This is a genomic window from Acidovorax soli (assembly GCF_900107605.1).
In the GTDB taxonomy this organism is placed as follows: Bacteria; Pseudomonadota; Gammaproteobacteria; order Burkholderiales; family Burkholderiaceae_C; genus Acidovorax; species Acidovorax soli.
The window spans coordinates 22,893-41,050 of record NZ_FNQJ01000001.1 but is presented as its reverse complement, the minus strand read 5'-3'; the positions used below and the strand labels follow the sequence as shown (position 1 = coordinate 41,050).

Annotated in this window: 18 protein-coding genes; 6 read left to right on the top strand and 12 right to left on the bottom strand. The window is 62.1% G+C overall.

The features are described 5' to 3' along the window. Nucleotides 1-61 precede the first annotated feature (61 nt). The 4 genes from BLW02_RS00190 (at nt 62) to BLW02_RS00175 (ending at nt 3,889) form a co-directional block, all read left to right on the top strand. Nucleotides 62-553, top strand: a complete 492-nt coding sequence (locus tag BLW02_RS00190; protein WP_026436805.1) for a fasciclin domain-containing protein — start codon at nt 62-64, stop codon at nt 551-553. 117 nt (nt 554-670) lie between these two features. Further along, entirely contained in the window at nt 671-1,765 is a 1,095-nt protein-coding gene (locus tag BLW02_RS00185) for an ABC transporter substrate-binding protein (RefSeq protein ID WP_244273580.1), read from the top strand. A gap of 70 nt (nt 1,766-1,835) precedes the next feature. Beyond that, nucleotides 1,836-3,317 (top strand): Ppx/GppA phosphatase family protein, encoded by a 1,482-nt coding sequence (locus BLW02_RS00180; RefSeq protein WP_026436807.1) that lies wholly within the window; start codon nt 1,836-1,838, stop codon nt 3,315-3,317. Nucleotides 3,318-3,370: 53 nt separating this feature from the next. Next, on the top strand, nt 3,371-3,889 hold the full coding sequence (locus BLW02_RS00175; protein ID WP_092696493.1) for a hypothetical protein: 519 nt from the start codon (nt 3,371-3,373) through the stop codon (nt 3,887-3,889). A 35-nt stretch (nt 3,890-3,924) separates the two neighbouring features. On the opposite strand, the gene sixA is transcribed toward BLW02_RS00175, so the two are convergent. The 9 genes from sixA to BLW02_RS00130 form a co-directional block, all read right to left on the bottom strand. Further along, the gene (gene sixA, locus BLW02_RS00170; RefSeq protein WP_092696492.1) at nt 3,925-4,386 is read right to left on the bottom strand and encodes a phosphohistidine phosphatase SixA; all 462 of its coding nucleotides are present in this window, start codon (nt 4,384-4,386) and stop codon (nt 3,925-3,927) included. After that, a complete protein-coding gene (ppk1, locus tag BLW02_RS00165; RefSeq protein WP_092696491.1) occupies nt 4,386-6,578 on the bottom strand; it encodes a polyphosphate kinase 1 in 2,193 nt (730 codons plus the stop codon). Before ppk1 ends, sixA begins: the two co-directional genes overlap by 1 nt. A gap of 80 nt (nt 6,579-6,658) precedes the next feature. After that, a complete protein-coding gene (locus tag BLW02_RS00160; RefSeq protein WP_092696490.1) occupies nt 6,659-7,720 on the bottom strand; it encodes a glycosyltransferase family 4 protein in 1,062 nt (353 codons plus the stop codon). Continuing rightward, nucleotides 7,717-8,586, bottom strand: a complete 870-nt coding sequence (locus tag BLW02_RS00155; RefSeq protein WP_092696489.1) for a UDP-2,3-diacylglucosamine diphosphatase — start codon at nt 8,584-8,586, stop codon at nt 7,717-7,719. The genes BLW02_RS00160 and BLW02_RS00155 overlap by 4 nt, the downstream gene beginning before the upstream one ends. Then, on the bottom strand, nt 8,586-9,323 hold the full coding sequence (locus BLW02_RS00150; protein ID WP_425285631.1) for a GNAT family N-acetyltransferase: 738 nt from the start codon (nt 9,321-9,323) through the stop codon (nt 8,586-8,588). Before BLW02_RS00150 ends, BLW02_RS00155 begins: the two co-directional genes overlap by 1 nt. A gap of 427 nt (nt 9,324-9,750) precedes the next feature. Then, complete coding sequence (glmM, locus tag BLW02_RS00145; RefSeq protein WP_092696487.1) at nt 9,751-11,085, bottom strand: phosphoglucosamine mutase; 1,335 nt, start codon at nt 11,083-11,085, stop codon at nt 9,751-9,753. 122 nt (nt 11,086-11,207) lie between these two features. Then, nucleotides 11,208-12,050, bottom strand: coding sequence for a dihydropteroate synthase (folP, locus tag BLW02_RS00140; protein ID WP_092696486.1), 843 nt, complete (start codon nt 12,048-12,050; stop codon nt 11,208-11,210). Nucleotides 12,051-12,126: 76 nt separating this feature from the next. Next, a complete protein-coding gene (ftsH, locus tag BLW02_RS00135) occupies nt 12,127-14,046 on the bottom strand; it encodes an ATP-dependent zinc metalloprotease FtsH (RefSeq protein ID WP_092696485.1) in 1,920 nt (639 codons plus the stop codon). Between the two features lie 166 nt (nt 14,047-14,212). Beyond that, the gene (locus BLW02_RS00130; protein ID WP_092696484.1) at nt 14,213-14,875 is read right to left on the bottom strand and encodes an RlmE family RNA methyltransferase; all 663 of its coding nucleotides are present in this window, start codon (nt 14,873-14,875) and stop codon (nt 14,213-14,215) included. A 106-nt stretch (nt 14,876-14,981) separates the two neighbouring features. Between BLW02_RS00130 and BLW02_RS00125 the strand changes: the two genes are divergently transcribed. Continuing rightward, nucleotides 14,982-15,458: a YhbY family RNA-binding protein gene (locus BLW02_RS00125; protein WP_026436876.1), complete on the top strand. Its 477-nt coding sequence runs from the start codon at nt 14,982-14,984 to the stop codon at nt 15,456-15,458. 4 nt (nt 15,459-15,462) lie between these two features. Next, nucleotides 15,463-16,227 (top strand): glycosyltransferase, encoded by a 765-nt coding sequence (locus BLW02_RS00120; protein ID WP_092696483.1) that lies wholly within the window; start codon nt 15,463-15,465, stop codon nt 16,225-16,227. 22 nt (nt 16,228-16,249) lie between these two features. Here BLW02_RS00120 and kdoO read toward each other — a convergent pair whose 3' ends face one another. The 3 genes from kdoO to greA are packed head-to-tail and all read right to left on the bottom strand — an operon-like array spanning nt 16,250 to nt 18,074. Then, nucleotides 16,250-17,125, bottom strand: coding sequence for a Kdo hydroxylase KdoO (gene kdoO / locus BLW02_RS00115; RefSeq protein WP_092696482.1), 876 nt, complete (start codon nt 17,123-17,125; stop codon nt 16,250-16,252). A gap of 41 nt (nt 17,126-17,166) precedes the next feature. Next, nucleotides 17,167-17,586 carry a DUF4149 domain-containing protein gene (locus BLW02_RS00110; RefSeq protein ID WP_092696481.1) on the bottom strand — a complete coding sequence of 140 codons (420 nt, stop codon included), beginning with the start codon at nt 17,584-17,586 and terminating at the stop codon, nt 17,167-17,169. An 11-nt stretch (nt 17,587-17,597) separates the two neighbouring features. After that, complete coding sequence (gene greA, locus BLW02_RS00105; protein WP_092696480.1) at nt 17,598-18,074, bottom strand: transcription elongation factor GreA; 477 nt, start codon at nt 18,072-18,074, stop codon at nt 17,598-17,600. Nucleotides 18,075-18,158 lie beyond the last annotated feature (84 nt).

Here is an 18,158-nt window from a genome sequence, read left to right as displayed (position 1 = left end):
CGGCCGTTGCGTAGTCTCCTGCGACCGACATGCGTCGGCTATCTACTTCCAGGAGAATTCCATGTTTCGCCGTCATGCACTTCAATCTGCCATCGCCCTGGTGGCAGTGACCGCTCTGGGCGCCTGCGCCACGCACGCCCCAACATCCCAGACGCTGGCCGACACGGTCGCCAAGACCCCCTCGCTGCAGACTTTCAATACCCTGGTTGCAGAAGCCGGCCTGACGGACACCCTCAAGGCTGCAGGCCCCTACACCGTTTTTGCGCCGTCCGATGCGGCATTCAAAGCAGTTCCCGCCAAGACCCTGGAAGCACTCAAGCAAGACAAAGCGTTGCTGAAATCCGTGCTCAGCTACCACATCGTGCCATCGCGCCTGGCCTCTGCAGAAGTGAAGCCAGGTAATTTCAAGACCGTGCAGGGCGCAAACGTCGCACTGGCGCGCGCTGGCACGTTCGTGACCGTGGAAGACGCCATGGTGGAGCAAGCCGACATCGCGGCCACCAATGGCGTGGTGCATGTGGTGGACCGCGTGCTGATGCCGCCGAAGAAATAAGCACCGCTCAGAGCTTCCATGGCCATGTACTTCTCCGACTTCCCCGCGGTTTCACTGAATCGCCGACACTGGATTCAATGGTCCGCTGCTGCAAGTGCCGTCATGGCAGGCGAAGTAATGGCCCAGCCCTCCTCGGCGAGCCCTCCTCGCAACAGCGACGGAGAACGCTCGCTGGTGGTGGCCCAGATTGTTGACCTGACTTTCGGCCAGCAGGATGTGAGCCGCGACTTTCTGGCGGGCTCCCGATCGGCCTGGCAAGACCTGAATGCGCGCGGCGGTGTACGCGGGCGGACAGTGCGGCACGTCACCATCGAGACCGATGGCACCCCCCAAGGCCTCGCGGCCGCATGGCAGGCCGCCCACCGTCAACCCGAGTGCATAGCGCTGTCTGGTTGCGTGGGCAATGCCGCAGCCGCCGGGCTTGTGGCCCTGCAGACTTCGGCGGGTTCGGCGTCACCCCTGGCGCTCGTGGCCCCGTGGCTGCACAACGCCGTCACCGACAACGAGGCAGAGACAGTGTTCGAGGTGTTCCCGGGCCACCAGATTCAGATAGCGCATGCCATCCAGACCCATGCATCCCTGGGCGTAAAGCAGATCGGCGTGGTGTTTGCTTCCGCACAGGTACAACACCAATCTCAAGCCTATGTTTTCCAGGCAGCAAAGAGCCTGGGTTTGCAGGCACAGATATTGCCGCTTCCGGGCACGGAAGGACAGGCAGCGAATCAGCTCATCAATCCAACCCAGACCATCATCTTGTTCGTGGGCGGAACACCAGAGCTGCATGCATTCACCAGCAAGCTGATTGCCCCGGCAGGCCGCCAGTGCTTTGTCGTGGCCCTGGCCGATGTGAACCTGCAGGTGCTGGCCCAGATGGGAGGCACGCCCAAAGGCATCTCCATCATTGCCACCCAGCCCGTTCCATTGATCACATCCAGCCTGCCCGTGGTGCGCGCATACCGTGCCGCGCTAAGCCGATTCTTTGATGAGGCCCCCTCCCCGCAAGGTCTGGCCGGGTTCATTGCAGCGCGCTATACCGCCGAAATCCTGGGCGGAATTTCAGGACCATTGACGCGCGCCAGCATGCTCTCGGCATTGCAAAGGCGTGCCGACGTCAATGTGGGCGGGTATACCGTTGCCTATCAAGGAACCAAGCGTTCAAACGCCTACGTCACGCAAAGCATGCTGACGCAGGACGGGCGCATCATCGGTTGATACAGGCCCGAGAAAAGGGGCGCGGGTGCTATGCTGCCCGCTGGAGATCAAGCGCATCACGCGCAGAAACATGCACAACGGAACACTGCTCGCAGCTGTCGATCTGGGATCGAACAGCTTTCGCCTTGAAATCGGCCGTTACGAGCACGGTCACATCCAACGGATGGAATATCTCAAGGAAACCGTGCGCCTGGGCAATGGCCTTGACGAAGAATTCAACCTCACCCCCGAAGCCATGCAGCGCGGCTGGGATTGCCTGGCGCGCTTTGGCGAGCGCCTGGCGGGGTTTGAGCGCGCACAAGTGCGCGCCGTGGCAACCCAGACCCTTCGCGAAGCCCGCAACCGGGAAGACTTCCTGATCCGCGGTGGAGAAATTCTGGGCTACCCCATCGATGTGGTGTCAGGCCCGGAAGAAGCCCGGCTGATCTACCAGGGGGTTGCACGCCTGCTACCCCAATCGGACGAACGCCGGCTCGTGGTGGACATTGGCGGCAGGTCCACGGAGTTCATTCTCGGCCAGCAATTCAACCCCCACACGGTGGCCTCGTTCCGGGTTGGCAGCGTGGCATGGTCCACGCGCTACTTTGCCAATGGCCAGTTCACACGGCAGGCATTCATGGCCGCAGAAATCGCGGCCAAGGCGGTGCTCGATGAGGCCCTTGGCACATTCCGGCCAGAAACCTGGGATATCGCTTATGGGTCTTCGGGTACGGCTGGAGCAGTAGGCGACATCCTCTTTGCCGCGGGTGGCCCGCAGGGGCTGATCACCCTGGAAGGACTGGAATGGCTGCATGACCGCCTGCTGCGCGCGCACCATGCAGATCGCGTTCGCCTGGAGGGGCTCAAGGAAGACCGGCGGGCAGTGATTGGCGGAGGTATCAGCGTGCTGCGGGCTGTTTTTGATCTTCTCGAGATCCGGCAGATGCAAGTGGCCCAGGGCGCGCTGCGCCAGGGCGCACTCTACGACCTGCTGGACCGCGAGCAGCCCGAGACCGACTTGAGAACCACCACGGTGAAAGGCCTCATGCAGCGTTTCTCGGTGGACGCAGCACAGGCCGAACGGGTGGCACGCGTTGCCTCCGACCTCTTCACCCAGGCGGCGCCCCAGAACAGCGAGCGCGCAGCACGGAAGCTGCAATGGGCCGCTCGCCTGCACGAGATTGGCGGCATCATCTCTCACAGCGAATACCACCGCCATGGCGCCTACATCCTGGATCACACCGACGCGGCAGGGTTTGCCGTGTCCGAACTGCACAGGCTCGGGGCGCTGGTGCTGGGGCAGCGGGGCAAAGTCCGCAAGCTGGAGGCAGCCCTGATCAACGACCCTGGCTTTGCCCTGCAATTGTTGAGTTTGCGCATGGCGGTCGCGCTCTGCCATGCACGACGCGACCCGGATGTGGAAGGCCTGTCCTTGCAGACACTGGGCACGCGCCACACCGTCAGCACCCGGGCCGGATGGACGGCTGCCTACCCCCAATCGGCCTACCTGCTGCGGGAAGAACTGGTAGCCTGGCAAAAAACGCCCTGGGAGCTGGAACTCAGACTTGGGTGACGTGATGCAATAAACGGTATAAACTGTTTATACCGTTTATTCATTCATTCACCATGAACACCTCCAGCACTGTTCCAGGCCAAAACGCCAGCACAACACCCACACAACCTGCCGCCAAGACCGCAGCAGCGAGCACCGTTGCAACGGCAACCGCGGCCGGTGCAAAGACATCAGCGACGAGTCAACCCAAGACAATTGCCAAAAAGGCACCGGCCAAACCCGTCAAGCGTTCGGCAACGCCCGCTCCAGCCAAGGCAGCACCAGCGCCTGCGCCCGCCTTGCAAGCCAAGGAAGTTCGCGCCAAAAAGCCCAAACTGGTTCGCGACAGCTTCACCATCCCCAAGGACGAGTACGCCGTCATCGAGACACTCAAGCAACGCGCGAACTTGCTCGCCCAGCCAGCCAAGAAAAGCGAACTGCTGCGCGCCGGTCTGAAGGTGCTGGCAGGGCTGTCGGACGCGGCCCTGCGCAATGCCTTGCAAGCGGTTCCATCCATCAAGACGGGGCGTCCCAAAGCGGAGACCCCAGCCGCCAAGCCCTCGGCAAAAACAGTCCGCAAGCAAGGCAAGTGAGCTGGACAGTACCGGAATGGCCCGGTGATTGCAGGTCAGAGGAATTCCGGGGACTGCACTGTCATGAGCACGGTCTGGCTATGGTCCAGTCTTTGGCGCTGGCGGAGCCACCACACGGCGCCCTTGCGCACGGTGCATTCGGGTGATTGCATTTCCAGCAATTGAGCAATCGCCTGTCCGAGCACAGGCTGATGCCCGATGATCAGCACGGCTCCACGGGCACGCGGCCACTGGGCCAGTTCCAGCAAGTCCTGCACGCTGCCCCCGGGCAGAAGCTCGGCACGCATCTTGAACTTGCGCCCCAAAGCCCTGGCCGTCTGCTCCGTACGCCGAGCCGGGCTTGCGAGCACCCTCAAACCTTCCGGCAATTGCCGGTCCAGCCAGGCTGCCATGCGTGCCGCCTGCTTCTCGCCTCGCGGCGTAAGAGGACGCGCCGCATCATCCACACCATCAGCCGCCTCCTCGGCTTCGGCGTGACGCCAGAGGATGAGGTCCATCACGCCGCTCCCTGATCCTGCAGAGCCGCAGCCGACATGCCGCCGTATCGCACCATCAGTGCATTCTGAGCCCCCTGGCCGGCGATAGGCTGGCTGGCGCGCTCATAGGTTCCATCCGCCTTGAGCATCCAGGCGTCCTTGTCGTCATGAAGATAGGCGACCAGGCATTCGTCCACGATCTGCTGACGCAAAACCGGGTCCGTCACGGGCCAGGCCAGTTCCACCCGCCGCATCATGTTGCGGTTCATCCAGTCGGCGCTGGACAGGTACAAATCTTCCTGGCTGCCTGAGCGGAAATAGAACACCCGTGTGTGCTCCAAAAAACGGCCAATCACCGAGCGCACCCGGATGTTTTCAGTGACTCCTGGCAACTGGGCCGGCAGCATGCAGGCACCCCGCACAATGAGGTCAATCCGAGCACCGCGCTGCCCGGCAAGGATCAGCGCCCGGATCAACGCTTCATCCGTCAGGGCGTTCATTTTGGCCACAATGCGCGCATCTTCTCCTCGGCTGGCTGCCAGCCCCACCTGCTCAATTTTTTCCAGCATGCGGCGGTGCAGGTGAAACGGCGCCAACAGCAGCCTGCGCAACCTGGGTGGGCGATTCTGACTGGCCAGATGGTTGAACACCCCATCCATGTCGGCGGTGGTTTCTTCGTCCGCGGTGAGATAGCTCAGGTCGGTGTACAGGCGCGCGGTGCGCATGTTGTAGTTGCCCGTGGACAAATGGCCATAGCGACGAAGCTGACGCCCCTCCCGCCTGGTGACCAGCAGCATCTTGGCATGTGTCTTGAGCCCCACCACACCGTACACCACCTGGGCACCAATGGATTCCAGCGCTTCAGCCCAGTTGATATTGGCTTCTTCGTCAAAGCGCGCCTTGAGTTCCACCACGGCCATGACCTCCTTGCCGCGGCGCACTGCCTCGGTCAACAGATCCATGAGCTCAGAGTCTGAACCGGTGCGGTAAATGGTCTGCTTGATAACCAGCACCTGGGGGTCATTGACCGCCTCGCGCAGAAAGGCCAGCAAACCGTCAAAGCTCTCGAACGGCTGGTGCATCAAGATATCGCGGTGCCGCAATTGCTCCAGGATGGAAACACCGGGCTGAATCTGCCGCGGCCAGGCAGAACGCCAGGGGGAAAACAGCAACGCGGGATCGTTGACCAGATCCACCAACTGGGTCAGGCGCACCAGATTGACCGGCCCACTGACACGGTAAAGCGCGGCAGCGGGCAATTCAAACTGCTCAAGCAAAAAGTTCGAAAGAAACGCCGAACAGCCGGCAGAAACTTCCAACCGAACCGCCTGGCCATAGTGGCGATGCTGCAAGCCCTGGCGCAGTGCCGTTCTCAGGTTGCGGACGTCCTCTTCATCGAGTGCCAGATCGGAATGGCGGGTCACGCGGAACTGCGAAAACTCGGTGACCTCCCGCCCCGGGAAAAGGTCATGCAGGTGCGCCCGCACGATACTGGAGAGACTGACGAACAAGGCCTCCTTGGGTGCAACCTTCGGCGGCATGCGAACAAGCCGCGGCAAGGCGCGGGGGACCTTGACAATGGCAATTTCGTTTTCACGCCCAAACGCATCGCGCCCCTTGAGTCGCACGATGAAATTCAAGGATTTGTTGGCGACCTGCGGAAATGGATGGGCAGGATCCAGCCCCACGGGAATGAGCAGCGGCCGCACTTCGCGCATGAAATAGTCGTGCACCCAGCGCTTCTGGATAGCTGAGCGCTCACCATGCGGAACAATGCGAATTCCGTGCGCTGCAAAAGCCGGAACCAGGGATTCGTTGTACAGAGCATATTGCCGCGCCACCAGGTCGTGCGCCAAGACCGACAGGGCCTCGAATGATGCTTCGGTGTAGAGACCCTTGGTCTCTCCGTTTTTGGCTGCGGTGATGTGCGGCGCAGCCCTCACCTCAAAGAACTCATCCAGATTGGAAGACACGATGCAAAGATAGCGCAGCCGTTCCAGCAGCGGCACGTCGGTCCGGACAGCCCAATCGAACACACGCTCATTGAAGGCCAGAATGCTGTGGTCCCTGTCCAGAAGCTCCACCACAGAAAGTTGCGCCACCGGTGCTGCGGGCTGCGGATCCAGTATTTCTGCGGCGCCAGAACCCGCTGCGACGACAGGTAGTTTGGCGCGCGATGGGGCCACGGCAGCGTCAGGGGACAGTGGAGACATGGGCACGCAATCAGGGGTTGTACAGACTTTCCCAGTATTCAATACGAATATGACATTCTTGTGTCAATTCATATGGCGCTTTATGTGACAGACATAAGATGCAACAACCCATCTGATCGGGCGGGAACCAGATGCTGAACGAAGAGTTTTGTTGCATTGGCCCAGGTGAAATCCAGCGCCCGGCGACGGGCCTCGTGACGCGGCACAGCCAATGCTGCCTGGCATGCCGAAAGCAGGTCTTCATGCAGAACACCGCCCCGCACGCCTTGTGGATCCAGAGCCCCCAGGACTTCCAGCGGACCATCCACCGGAAACGCCGCCACGGGGGTTCCGCAGGACATGGCCTCCAGCATGACCAACCCAAAGGTCTCTGAGCGGCTGGGAAATACGAACACATCGGCACAGGCATACAGTGCTGCAAGGGATTGCCGATCCAGCAGGCCCACCCACCGCACCTCGGGATAACGCTCCTTCAACCGCTGCTCCAATGGACCCACGCCGCACACAATCTTGGTGCCGGGCATCCTGATCTGCAGGAAGGACTCAATGTTCTTTTCGTACGAAACGCGACCCACATACAGGCTCACGGGATGGGCCAATGCGCCAACCAGGGGGCTGGGTGAAGCCTCCCCCTGGAAAGGGAACGCCTGCGTATCCACACCGTGGGTCCACTGGCGCAAATTGCGAAACCCACGACGCTCCAGCATTTGCAGGACTCCTTGCGTGGGCACCATGATTCCCGAGGACGGACGATGGAAGTGCCTGAACAATGCATAGCCCCATGCCAGCGGAACACGCACGGCTGCATTCAATATTTCAGGAAATCGCGTGTGAAATGCCGTGGTGAAAGCCAGTTTGTGGCGCAGACAATAGCCTCGGGCAGCCCATCCAAGAGGCCCCTCCGTGGCGAGGTGGATGGCGTCCGGCTTGATGGCGTCCATGGCGCGCCCCAAAGACGCTGCCGGTCGAACCGCGAGATCGATGCCTGAATAGCCGGGACAAGGGCGGGTGCGAAACTGGCCTGGGTGAATCACATGGACTTCGTGCCCCAGCCCCTGCAGTTGCTGCACCAACTCCACAAGAGTGGTCACCACCCCATTCACCTGCGGATGCCACGCATCCGTCACCAGAACAATCTTCATGCAACCAATTCCGAGACCGGGGCTATAGATGGCACCGCGGGCCGGGCAGGCCATTGCAACAACTCCAATCGACCATCGAGATGCTCCACCAGTGCAGTACGGCTCTCGACCCAGTCGCCATCGTTGCAATACAGAATGCCGTCGATCTCCCGCATTTCTGCACGGTGGATATGTCCGCAAACCACGCCATGGTGCCCCCGCCGGCGCGCCTCTGCCGCAACGGCGATCTCGAAGTCCGTTACATAGTTGAGCGCTTTTTTCACCTTGCCCTTGAGATAGGCCGACAACGACCAGTACGGCAAGCCCATGCGCGCACGCAACGAATTGAGATGCCGATTGAGCTTGAGAGTGAACTCATAGAGGTTATCTCCCAGGTAGGCCAGCCACTTGGCACACTGGATAACTCCGTCAAAGTAGTCACCATGGGTGACCCAAAGCTGCCGGCCATCGACCGTCAGGTGCACGGCATCGGCAACCACTTCGATACCGCCGAACGAATGGCCGACGAACGCACGGGCAAATTCATCATGATTGCCCGGCACGAACACCACGCGACATCCCTTGCGGGCACTGCGCAGCAGTTTTTGGACCACATCGTTGTGGGCCTGCGGCCAAAACCATCTGCGACGCAGCTGCCACCCGTCCACGATATCCCCCACAAGATAAAGCGTTTCGCTGGGATGGTGCTTGAGAAAATCCAGCAGCGCCGTTGCCTGGCAGCCCGGAGTTCCGAGGTGCAGATCGGAAATGAACACCGCCCGGAAACGGTGCGGCTCGGGCACATGCACGTCACCCGTATGGCTGGCGACTCCCTCCGTGCCCAAGGCTGCGCTCCACGGTCCCAAGGCGTCGAACGCCGTACGCATCAGGCCCCCAGAAAGTGCTTGCGATAGCGGGAGGGCAGATCGGCAATGCGCATCAGCATCGGCAGGTCGGCCGTATTGAAATCCGGATCCCAGGCCGGCGCCCCCAGAACCCGGGCTCCCAGGCGCAGATAGCCCTTGATCAAGGCAGGTGGCTCGATCAGCAGAGAACCATCGAGCTGCTCTACCGGCAATGGCAGCCGGGGCCGCACATGGAAATCAATGGGCGCCATGTGGGTCTGGCGCAATTGCTGCCAGATGCTGGCAGCTGCATCGCCGCTCACCACGCCGTTGTGCAGCATCGGAATACTGGCGCAGCCAATCATCGTATCGAGCTGGTTGCGCACCATGAAGTCCGCCAGCGCCCCCCACAGGGCCAGAATGACACCCCCATGGCGATGGTCCGGATGCACGCAACTGCGGCCCAGCTCGACCATGCGGGGACGCAAACTGCGCAATCGGGTCAGATCAAACTCATTGTCGCTGTAGGTCCCCCCCACACGCTTTGCCTGTGCCGGGGTGAGCACCCGGTAGGTTCCGATCACCTGCTGGCTTGGTACATCGCGCACCAAAAGATGCTCGCAGTAGTCGTCAAACAGATCCACATCGTGGCCCGGCAGGGTCGTTGCCAGCCGGGCGCCCATTTCTGCGGCAAAGACATCGAAGCGCAGTCGCTGCGCCTGACGCACTTCATCAAGGTGCCGCGCCCAACCCACCTGAATATTGCCCTGCACCTGCATCAACGGGGCAACGCTGCTTTTGCCCTCTGTGCGCGCATGCGCCCCCCCGGTTGACGGTGAAGCAGGTAGCAGCGGCAGGTTGGTCAACTCATTCATGGGACGTCTCCGAGGGGCAGGAAAATGGCTTTCTCCGGAAATCGCTACCTATTCGGGCACCGCTTCCTCGCAAAGCAGTGTGAAAGACTCCCGTGACAACGCCATGTCGTTGTCATGTCGATTGCATGACGCATTGCCCACAAACAACGGTGGCACCGGGCAAACGCCGTCCACAAGACGATGCCGGCAACCAGGGATTGCCCTGCAGCCACTCAACATTTGCCACAGGTTCAGCGGCGCACTCAAGAGCGCGAGCGAAATGCCGGAGTACCCTGCTCCTTAGCGCTCAGGAAAACGCTCCGGCGCTTTCCCGCCCTTCAGGCACAAAAACTCAGCCCGCGCGGGCCGCATCGGCCAGCGCCTGCGCGCAGCGACTGGCCATTTGCGCATCACGCGCCTCCACCATCACCCGCAGCAGGGGCTCCGTGCCGCTGGCGCGGATCAGGACGCGCCCGGTGGAACCCAACTCCTGCTCAACAGCCTGAGTGGTCTGTGCAAGCAATTTGTTGGACTTCCAGTCCTGCCCCGGCACCAGGCGGACATTCAAGAGCACCTGGGGATAAAGCACCACGTCAGACAGCATGTGTGCCATGGTTTTCCCATTGCGCACGCATGCCTGCAGCACCTGCAAGGCACTGACGATGCCGTCGCCCGTCGTATGGCGGTCCAGCGCCAACAGGTGGCCCGAGCTCTCGCCACCCAACACCCAGTGGTGGCGTGCCAATTCTTCCAGTACATAGCGGTCGCCCACGCGCGCCCGCACCAACTTCACGCCACGGGCATGCAAAGCGACCTCGACGGCCATGTTGGTCATCACGGTGCCCACCACACCAGGCACATGCTCATCGCGCCCCATGCGATCGGCTGCCATGAGGTACAGCAACTCATCCCCGTTGTACAAACGTCCCGCCGCGTCCACCATCTGCAGCCGGTCGGCATCCCCATCGAGCGCGATGCCATAGTCGGCATGGTTGGCGCGCACCGCCCGTACCAGTGCATCGGGATGGGTGGCCCCCACCTCGTGGTTGATATTGAGACCATCCGGCGCACAGCCTATGGTCAGCACTTCGGCACCGAGTTCATGGAACACCTTGGGAGCCACCTGGTAGGCAGCACCATGGGCTGCATCCACCACGATCTTGAGGCCTCGCAAGGACATCGCGTGCGGGACCGTGCTCTTGCAGAACTCGATGTACCGGCCTGCCGCATCGTCCAGGCGGCGGGCTTTGCCCAGGGAGGCCGAATCAGCCCACTTGGGGGGCTCATCCAGTGCGGCTTCCACGGCCAGTTCCCAGGCATCCGGCAGCTTGGTACCCTGGGCGCTGAAGAATTTGATGCCGTTGTCGGGATAGGCGTTGTGGCTGGCACTGATGACCACCCCCAGACTGGCCCGCTGCGCCCGGGTCAGGTAAGCCACACCCGGTGTAGGTATAGGCCCCAGCAGCACCACATCCACCCCCGCAGAGTTGAAGCCCGACTCCAGGGCGCTCTCCAGCATATAGCCTGAAATGCGCGTGTCCTTGCCAATCAGCACCGTGGGGCGCTCTTCGGCCTGTTTCAATACCCGACCGACGGCATGCGCCAGACGCAATACGAAGTCAGCGGTGATGGGAAACTGCCCGACGGTGCCACGAATGCCATCGGTACCAAAATATTTTTGAGTCATGGAAACGGCTTTGCGCTGATATTGTGAATTTTGAGTCTAGCGCATGGCAAGCCCACCTCCGTCCTGCGACCCCATCGCAGCCAAGTACCCCGCGAGGCGTTGCCAATAGCGCCAGACTGCCCTTACCCAGCCACCACGGGGTCTGACTCCATGGCACGCCAGACCGCCAGTGCCTGCACCGTTTCGCGGACATCGTGCACGCGCACCACGCGGGCGCCGCGCTCCACTGCGAGCAGCGCAGCGGCCACGCTGGGCTGCAGCCGTTGCTCCACGTCCAGGCCCGTCACCGCACCCAGTGATGATTTGCGCGACCAGCCTGCCAGCAACGGATAGCCCGGTGCCAGCAACTCGCGCTGGCGCGCCAGCAGGGCGAAGTTCTGTGCCACTGTTTTGCCAAAGCCAATACCCGGGTCCAGCACAATTCTGGTCTTGTTGACCCCCAGCGCCTGCAGGTCATGCGCTGAAAGCTCTAAAAATGAGAGCACCTGCGGCATTACATCACCCACCATGGGTGCCACCTGCATGGTCTGCGGATCGCCGTGCATGTGCATCAGGCACACACCGCAGTGCGGGTGCCGCGCCACCACCTGCGCCGCGCCGGGCTGGCGCAAAGCCCATATGTCGTTCACGATATCGGCCCCCAGATCGAGCACCGCCTGCATGACCTCGGGTTTGTAGGTATCCACCGAGATCGGCACGCCCAGGCCCACCGCTTCGCGCACCAGGGGAAGTACACGCGCCAGTTCCTCATCGAGACCCACGGCCGGGCTGCCGGGACGGGTGGATTCACCGCCGATGTCGAGGATGTCGGCGCCATCCTTCAAAAGTTGCTCGCAGTGGCGCAGCGCCGCCGCAGTGGATCCATGGCACCCCCCGTCGGAGAAGGAGTCTGGCGTCACATTGACAATGCCCATGGTGTGAGGGCGGGTCAGATCCAGGGTGAATCGGGTGGTTTGCCAGAACATAGGACTCCGGGAAAATGGGTGGTGAAAACAAAAACGGGGCCACAAGCCCCGTTTTGGTGATGAAGGTGCTCCCGCGTCAAGCAACGGTAGGGGCGGGCTCCGTGGTCACAGCGGGCGACCCACCGCTGGGGCCATCGCCGGAGGATGGGGGCGTACGCGGTGTCCAGTCCTTGGGTGGGCGCGGTGCCTTGCCAGCCATGATGTCGTCGAGCTGTTCCGTGTCGATGGTTTCCCATTCGAGCAAAGCCTTGGCCATGGCGTGCATCTTGTCGCTGTTCTCCTCAATCAGGCGACGGGCCAGGTTGTACTGCTCGTCGATGATGCGGCGCACTTCCATGTCCACCTTTTCCATGGTCTGCTCGCTCATGGTGGTGGTCTTGGTCACCGAACGACCCAGGAACACCTCGCCTTCATTCTCGGCATAGACCATCGGCCCCAAGGCATCGGTCATGCCGTAGCGCGTGACCATGTCGCGGGCAATGTGGGTGGCCCGCTCGAAGTCGTTGCTGGCGCCGGTCGTCATCTGGTTCATGAACACTTCTTCGGCAATACGGCCACCAAAGAGCATGCTGATCTGGTTCAGCATGTATTCACGGTCGTAGCTGTAGCGGTCCTGCGCAGGCAGGCTCATCGTCACGCCCAGGGCGCGGCCACGGGGAATGATCGTGACCTTGTGCACCGGGTCGCACTTGGGCAGCAACTTGCCGATCAGTGCATGGCCGGACTCATGGTAGGCCGTATTGCGGCGCTCTTCCTCGGGCATGACCATGCTCTTGCGCTCTGGACCCATGAGGATCTTGTCCTTGGCCTTCTCGAAGTCCTGCATCTCGACGGTGCGGGCATTGCGGCGGGCAGCCATCAGGGCGGCTTCGTTGCACAGGTTGGCCAGGTCGGCACCGCTCATGCCGGGCGTGCCACGGGCGATGATGCCGGCATTCACGTCCTGGCCGATCGGAATCTTGCGCATGTGCACGTTCAGGATCTGTTCGCGGCCGCGGATGTCGGGCAGCGTCACATACACCTGGCGGTCGAAGCGGCCCGGGCGCAGCAGAGCAGCGTCCAGAATGTCGGGGCGGTTGGTGGCAGCCACCACGATCACGCCCAGGTTGGTCTCGAAGCCATCCATCTCGACCAGCATCTGGTTGAGGGTCTGCTCGCGCTCGTCGTTGCCGCCGCCAAGGCCCGCACCGCGCTGGCGGCCCACGGCGTCGATTTCGTCGATGAAGATGATGCAGGGGGCGTTCTTCTTGGCGTTCTCGAACATATCGCGCACGCGGGCCGCGCCGACACCGACGAACATTTCCACAAAGTCCGAACCCGAGATGCTGAAGAACGGCACCTTGGCTTCACCGGCAATGGATTTGGCCAGCAAGGTCTTGCCGGTACCCGGTGGCCCGACCAGCAGCAGACCACGGGGGATGCGGCCACCGAGCTTCTGGAACTTCTGGGGATCTTTCAGGAAGTCGACGACTTCCTTGACTTCTTCCTTGGCCTCATCGCAGCCAGCCACGTCGGCGAACGTGACCTGGTTGGTGTTTTCGTCCAGCATGCGCGCCTTGCTCTTGCCAAAGCTGAAGGCACCGCCCTTGCCGCCACCCTGCATCTGGCGCATGAAATACACCCACACGCCGATCAGCAGCAGCATGGGGCCCCAGCTGACCAGCAGGGTCATGAGCAAAGAGCCTTCTTCGCGCGGCTTGACGTCGAACTTGACGTTGTTGTTGATCAGATCGCCGACAAGGCCGCGGTCAAGGTAGGTGGCGGTAGTGCGGATCTTGCGGTCATCGTTGGTGACGGCAACGATCTCGGTGCCACCCTGGCCTTCCTGGATCGTGGCGCTCTTGATGCGATTGCTGCGGACTTCCTCCAGGAACTCCGAATAGCCGACATGGCCGGCACTCGCACCGGTGCGGGTGTCGAACTGTTTGAACACAGTGAACAGCACCATGGCGATGACAAGCCACACGGCAATTTTTGAAAACCACTGATTGTTCAAGCAGGACTCCAGTCGCGGGAAAAAACGGTCACGAAGCCGTCACGGCTTACGTATGTCCCATTTTAAGTGTTTCAAGCCTTGGGGGGTCTTATTCCCCCTGCCTGCCATGGACTCAGCACGGACTTTGGCGCCAAATGGCATAAATCATGGCCCCGACCCACCCCACTCAGGCGTTGTTTCTGAGACCCATGCCCACCAGGAAAGTTTCGGAGGACTTGTCTCGTGAGGCCTTGGGCTTGATCGGCTTGACGGTTTTGAAGCTGCGCTTGAACAGCGCCACCAGCTCGCCATAGCCGCTGCCATGGAACAGCTTCACCACCAGCGCGCCCTCGGGTTTCAGGTGCTGGCAGGCAAAGTCCACGGCAAGCTCCACGAGATGCGCAATGCGCGCCGCATCGGCCGACTCGATGCCGGACAGGTTGGGCGCCATGTCGGACACCACCACATCCACCGCCCTGCCCTGCAATGCGTCCTCCAGCTGCCGCAATACCTCGGGCTCCCGCAAGTCGCCGTGCAGGAAAGTCACGCCCTCGACGGGCTCCATGGGCAGAATGTCCAACGCAATGATGCAGCCATTGAGCTGCCCGGCCGCCGCCCCTGCAGGTGACAGGCGCCGGCGCACATACTGGCTCCAGGCCCCGGGGGTGGAGCCCAGATCCACGACCGTGTGGCCCGGCTTGATCAACCCCAGCTGCTCGTCGATTTCCTTGAGCTTGTAGGCCGCGCGCGCGCGATAGCCGTCTTTCTGGGCCAGCTTGACGTAGGTGTCATTGACATGGTCGTTCAACCAGGCCTTGTTGACCTTCTTGCTTTGGGTTTTGACTTTCATACCGCTCCATTGTCTCTCGACAATCGGCACCGCTGATTGCGTCAAGGGCTCACCACGCGCAACGGGGTGAAGTCGCTCCGCGACGGGCCGCAGACATAATACGGCCATGCCCCAAATTCAACTGACTCCCGCGGAGCGCCGGGAACATCGCGCCAATGCCCACCACCTCGACCCCGTGGTCCTTGTAGGGGGAGATGGCCTGACCGCCGCGGTGCAAAAAGAAATCGATGCCGCCCTGAACGCCCATGGGCTGATCAAGGTGCGCATCTTCAACGATGACCGCACGGCCCGTGAACTGATGTACCAGCAGCTGGCTGCGGAGCTGAACGCGGCCCCCATCCAGCACATCGGCAAACTTCTGGTGCTCTGGCGCCCCCAGCCCGCCAAGGAGCGCACACCGGACGAAGACCGCATGCCCGGCCCGCGCGACGTCAAGGTGCTCAAATACAGCAAACGCGGCGGCCAGCGGCCCGAAATCAAGCAACTGCGCGTGCTGGGCAACCAGCGCCTCACGTCCGGCGGGCAGATCAAGCGGGCAAAAAAGCCCAAGCTGAAGTCGATCAAGAAAAGCCAGGCTGACTGACGCCATGGCCGCACCCACTGCCGCGGCGCAGCAGCGCCATGTGATCTGCATGAAATGGGGCACAAAATACGGCCCCGAATACGTCAACCGGCTGTACGCGATGGTGCGCCGCAACCTCACGGGTGATTTTCACTTCGTTTGCCTGACCGACGACAGCACAGGCATTCGCCAGGAGGTGCATTGCCTGCCGATTCCCGATCTGGACCTGAATCTGGCGCCCGGCGAGCGCGATGGCGCCTGGCAAAAGCTCACCACCTTCGAAGCGGATCTGCATGGCCTGCGCGGCACGGCCTTGTTCATGGACCTGGACGTGGTGGTGGTGGGCAGCCTCGATGGTTTTTTCGAGCAACCCGGCAGCTTTCGCATCATCCGCGACTATGTGCGGCCGTGGCAGTTCGGGCGCATCACCGGCAACTCGTCGATCTACCGCTTCGAACTGGGCGCACACGCCGACCTGCTGGACTACTTCCGCACCCATATCAACGAGGTACGCTCACAATTTCGCAATGAGCAGGCCTACCTGTCACACCGGCTGCACAGCCAGGGAAAACTGCAGTACTGGCCGCAAGCCTGGTGCCCCAGTTTCAAGTACAGCTGCATTCCCGCCTGGCCCAGCAATTACTGGTGCGAGCCGATCGTGCCTGCAGATGCGCGGGTGGTGATATTTCATGGCGAGTGCAACCCGCCCGACGCCCTCGCCGGCCGCCGCAACAAGCGCTTTCGGCACATGGAGCCCGCGCGCTGGATTGCGCGCTACTGGAACGAATAGCCACGCCCGACCGGGCGGGCCCTCAAACCCCCACCAGGGGGCGTCCCGTCAGGCGCGCCAGGATCGCCAGCGGACTCGCTGCGGGGTCGTACTCATGGCCGGGGGCCAGGTGCAGGGTCTGCTCCAGCATGTACTGGCCCGACATCACCGCATGCGAAGCCTGGTCGGAAAAACAGATCCAGGTCGATCCGGCAGGAAATGGCACGGTTTCCTGCGTCGCCTCTTTCTGGTAGGCCAGGTCGCGCTTCATGCCATCGTGCAGTTGCAGCATCAGGTGATCGTATTCACTGCGCAGCGACTTGGTCACATGCAACGCCTGGAGGGCATGGGCCTGCCAGCGCACATAGGGCTTGGCCTTGGGCAGGAAATTACGCGCCACCGTTTCAAACGGTTCACCCAGCCGCCACACCCGGGGCTGGCCCTCGGGATTGACATTGGTGAACACGCGCAAAATGCGCTCACCGTAATTGGGGCGCGATGGAAAGGCGTCCACATGCAGGCGACGGTCGTCCGCGCGCCACGACTGCACGCGCGACTCCACCTGCATGGGCCGAAAGCTCGTGGGCGCCAGGCGCAGCGCGGGCACATAGTCCGGCAGCAGACCCGAGACCAGCGCCATGGCCTGCTCCCGAAAGCGCCCCACCATCGCCGCCAGGCCCGCCTGCGTTGCCGCGTCGCCCGCCGCCCCCTTCAGGCGGCCCTGGGCATCCAGGCTGATGTTGCGTGCGCCCGGGTCGCGGATGTCCGGGCGCAGGTATGTTTTCTCCTCCGGCAGCAGTGCAAAAGCGAGCTGGGGAAAGAACAGCACCTGCCCCCCCTCCACCGCAGTCGTCCAGGCGGGATTGCCCTGCAGCCCCTGCCATTGCGTTGCTTCGATGCGTACGACTTGCGAAACCATCACCTGCCTCCCGTTGCGATCACAGAGCCACGACCCAGCCGTCATTGTGGATGTCGGGCCGGCAGCGTTCGCCAGAGCGCCATGCCGGCACACACCCACTGCACGGCATACATCAGGCTACCCACCGTGTGCCACAGGCGCAAATCCTGCCGGGCGACGATGCGCGGCGCCACGCCAAACTGGGTCAGCAATGCCAGCAGCAGGCCTGCAACTATGAAAACCATAGTCGCTTGCGCCCATGGATATTGGGTCACCTCGCCTTTTGGCCTTGAAACCAGCAGCAACAGCACGCAACACACTACCGTCACCCAGGTCTGGGCGGCAAACAGCCTTGCCGCCATGCCGCCCGCCAGTGCCGGGGTGGGCAAATGGGCAAACAACAACGGCACCACCAGCAGCCCGATGGTCGTCAGACTGCCCCACCAGAGGGCCGCCAGAAAGGCAGGAAGGCGGGTGTGCATGGTGCTTCGGATCACAGGTAGCTGACGGCCACCACTTCATAGCGGCGCACGCCGCCCGGCGCCTGCACTTCCGCCGTGTCGCCCTCTTCCTTGCCGATCAGGGCCCGGGCAATCGGGCTGGAGATATTGATCAGGCCCTGCTTCAGATCGGCCTCGTCCTCGCCCACGATCTGGTATTTCACCGTGTCGCCCGAGTCTTCATCCTCCAGTTCGACCGTGGCACCAAACACCACCTTGCCGCCGCCGTCCACACCGCTCGGATCAATGACCTGCGCCACCGAGAGCTTGCCCTCGATTTCCTGAATGCGGCCCTCGATGAAGCCCTGGCGGTCCTTGGCTGCGTCGTAGTCGGCATTTTCGCTGAGGTCTCCCTGCGCACGCGCCTCGGCAATTGCCGTGATCACTGCGGGCCGCTCTATGGTCTTGAGGCGGTGCAGCTCGGCCTTGAGCATTTCAGCGCCGCGCTTGGTAATGGGAATGGTGGCCATTGCGATGAATCTCCGTCAAACAAAGCGGTGGGGGCACGAAGCAACCCCGCCGGTCAGTCACCCGACATGGACAGGAAGCTTCGC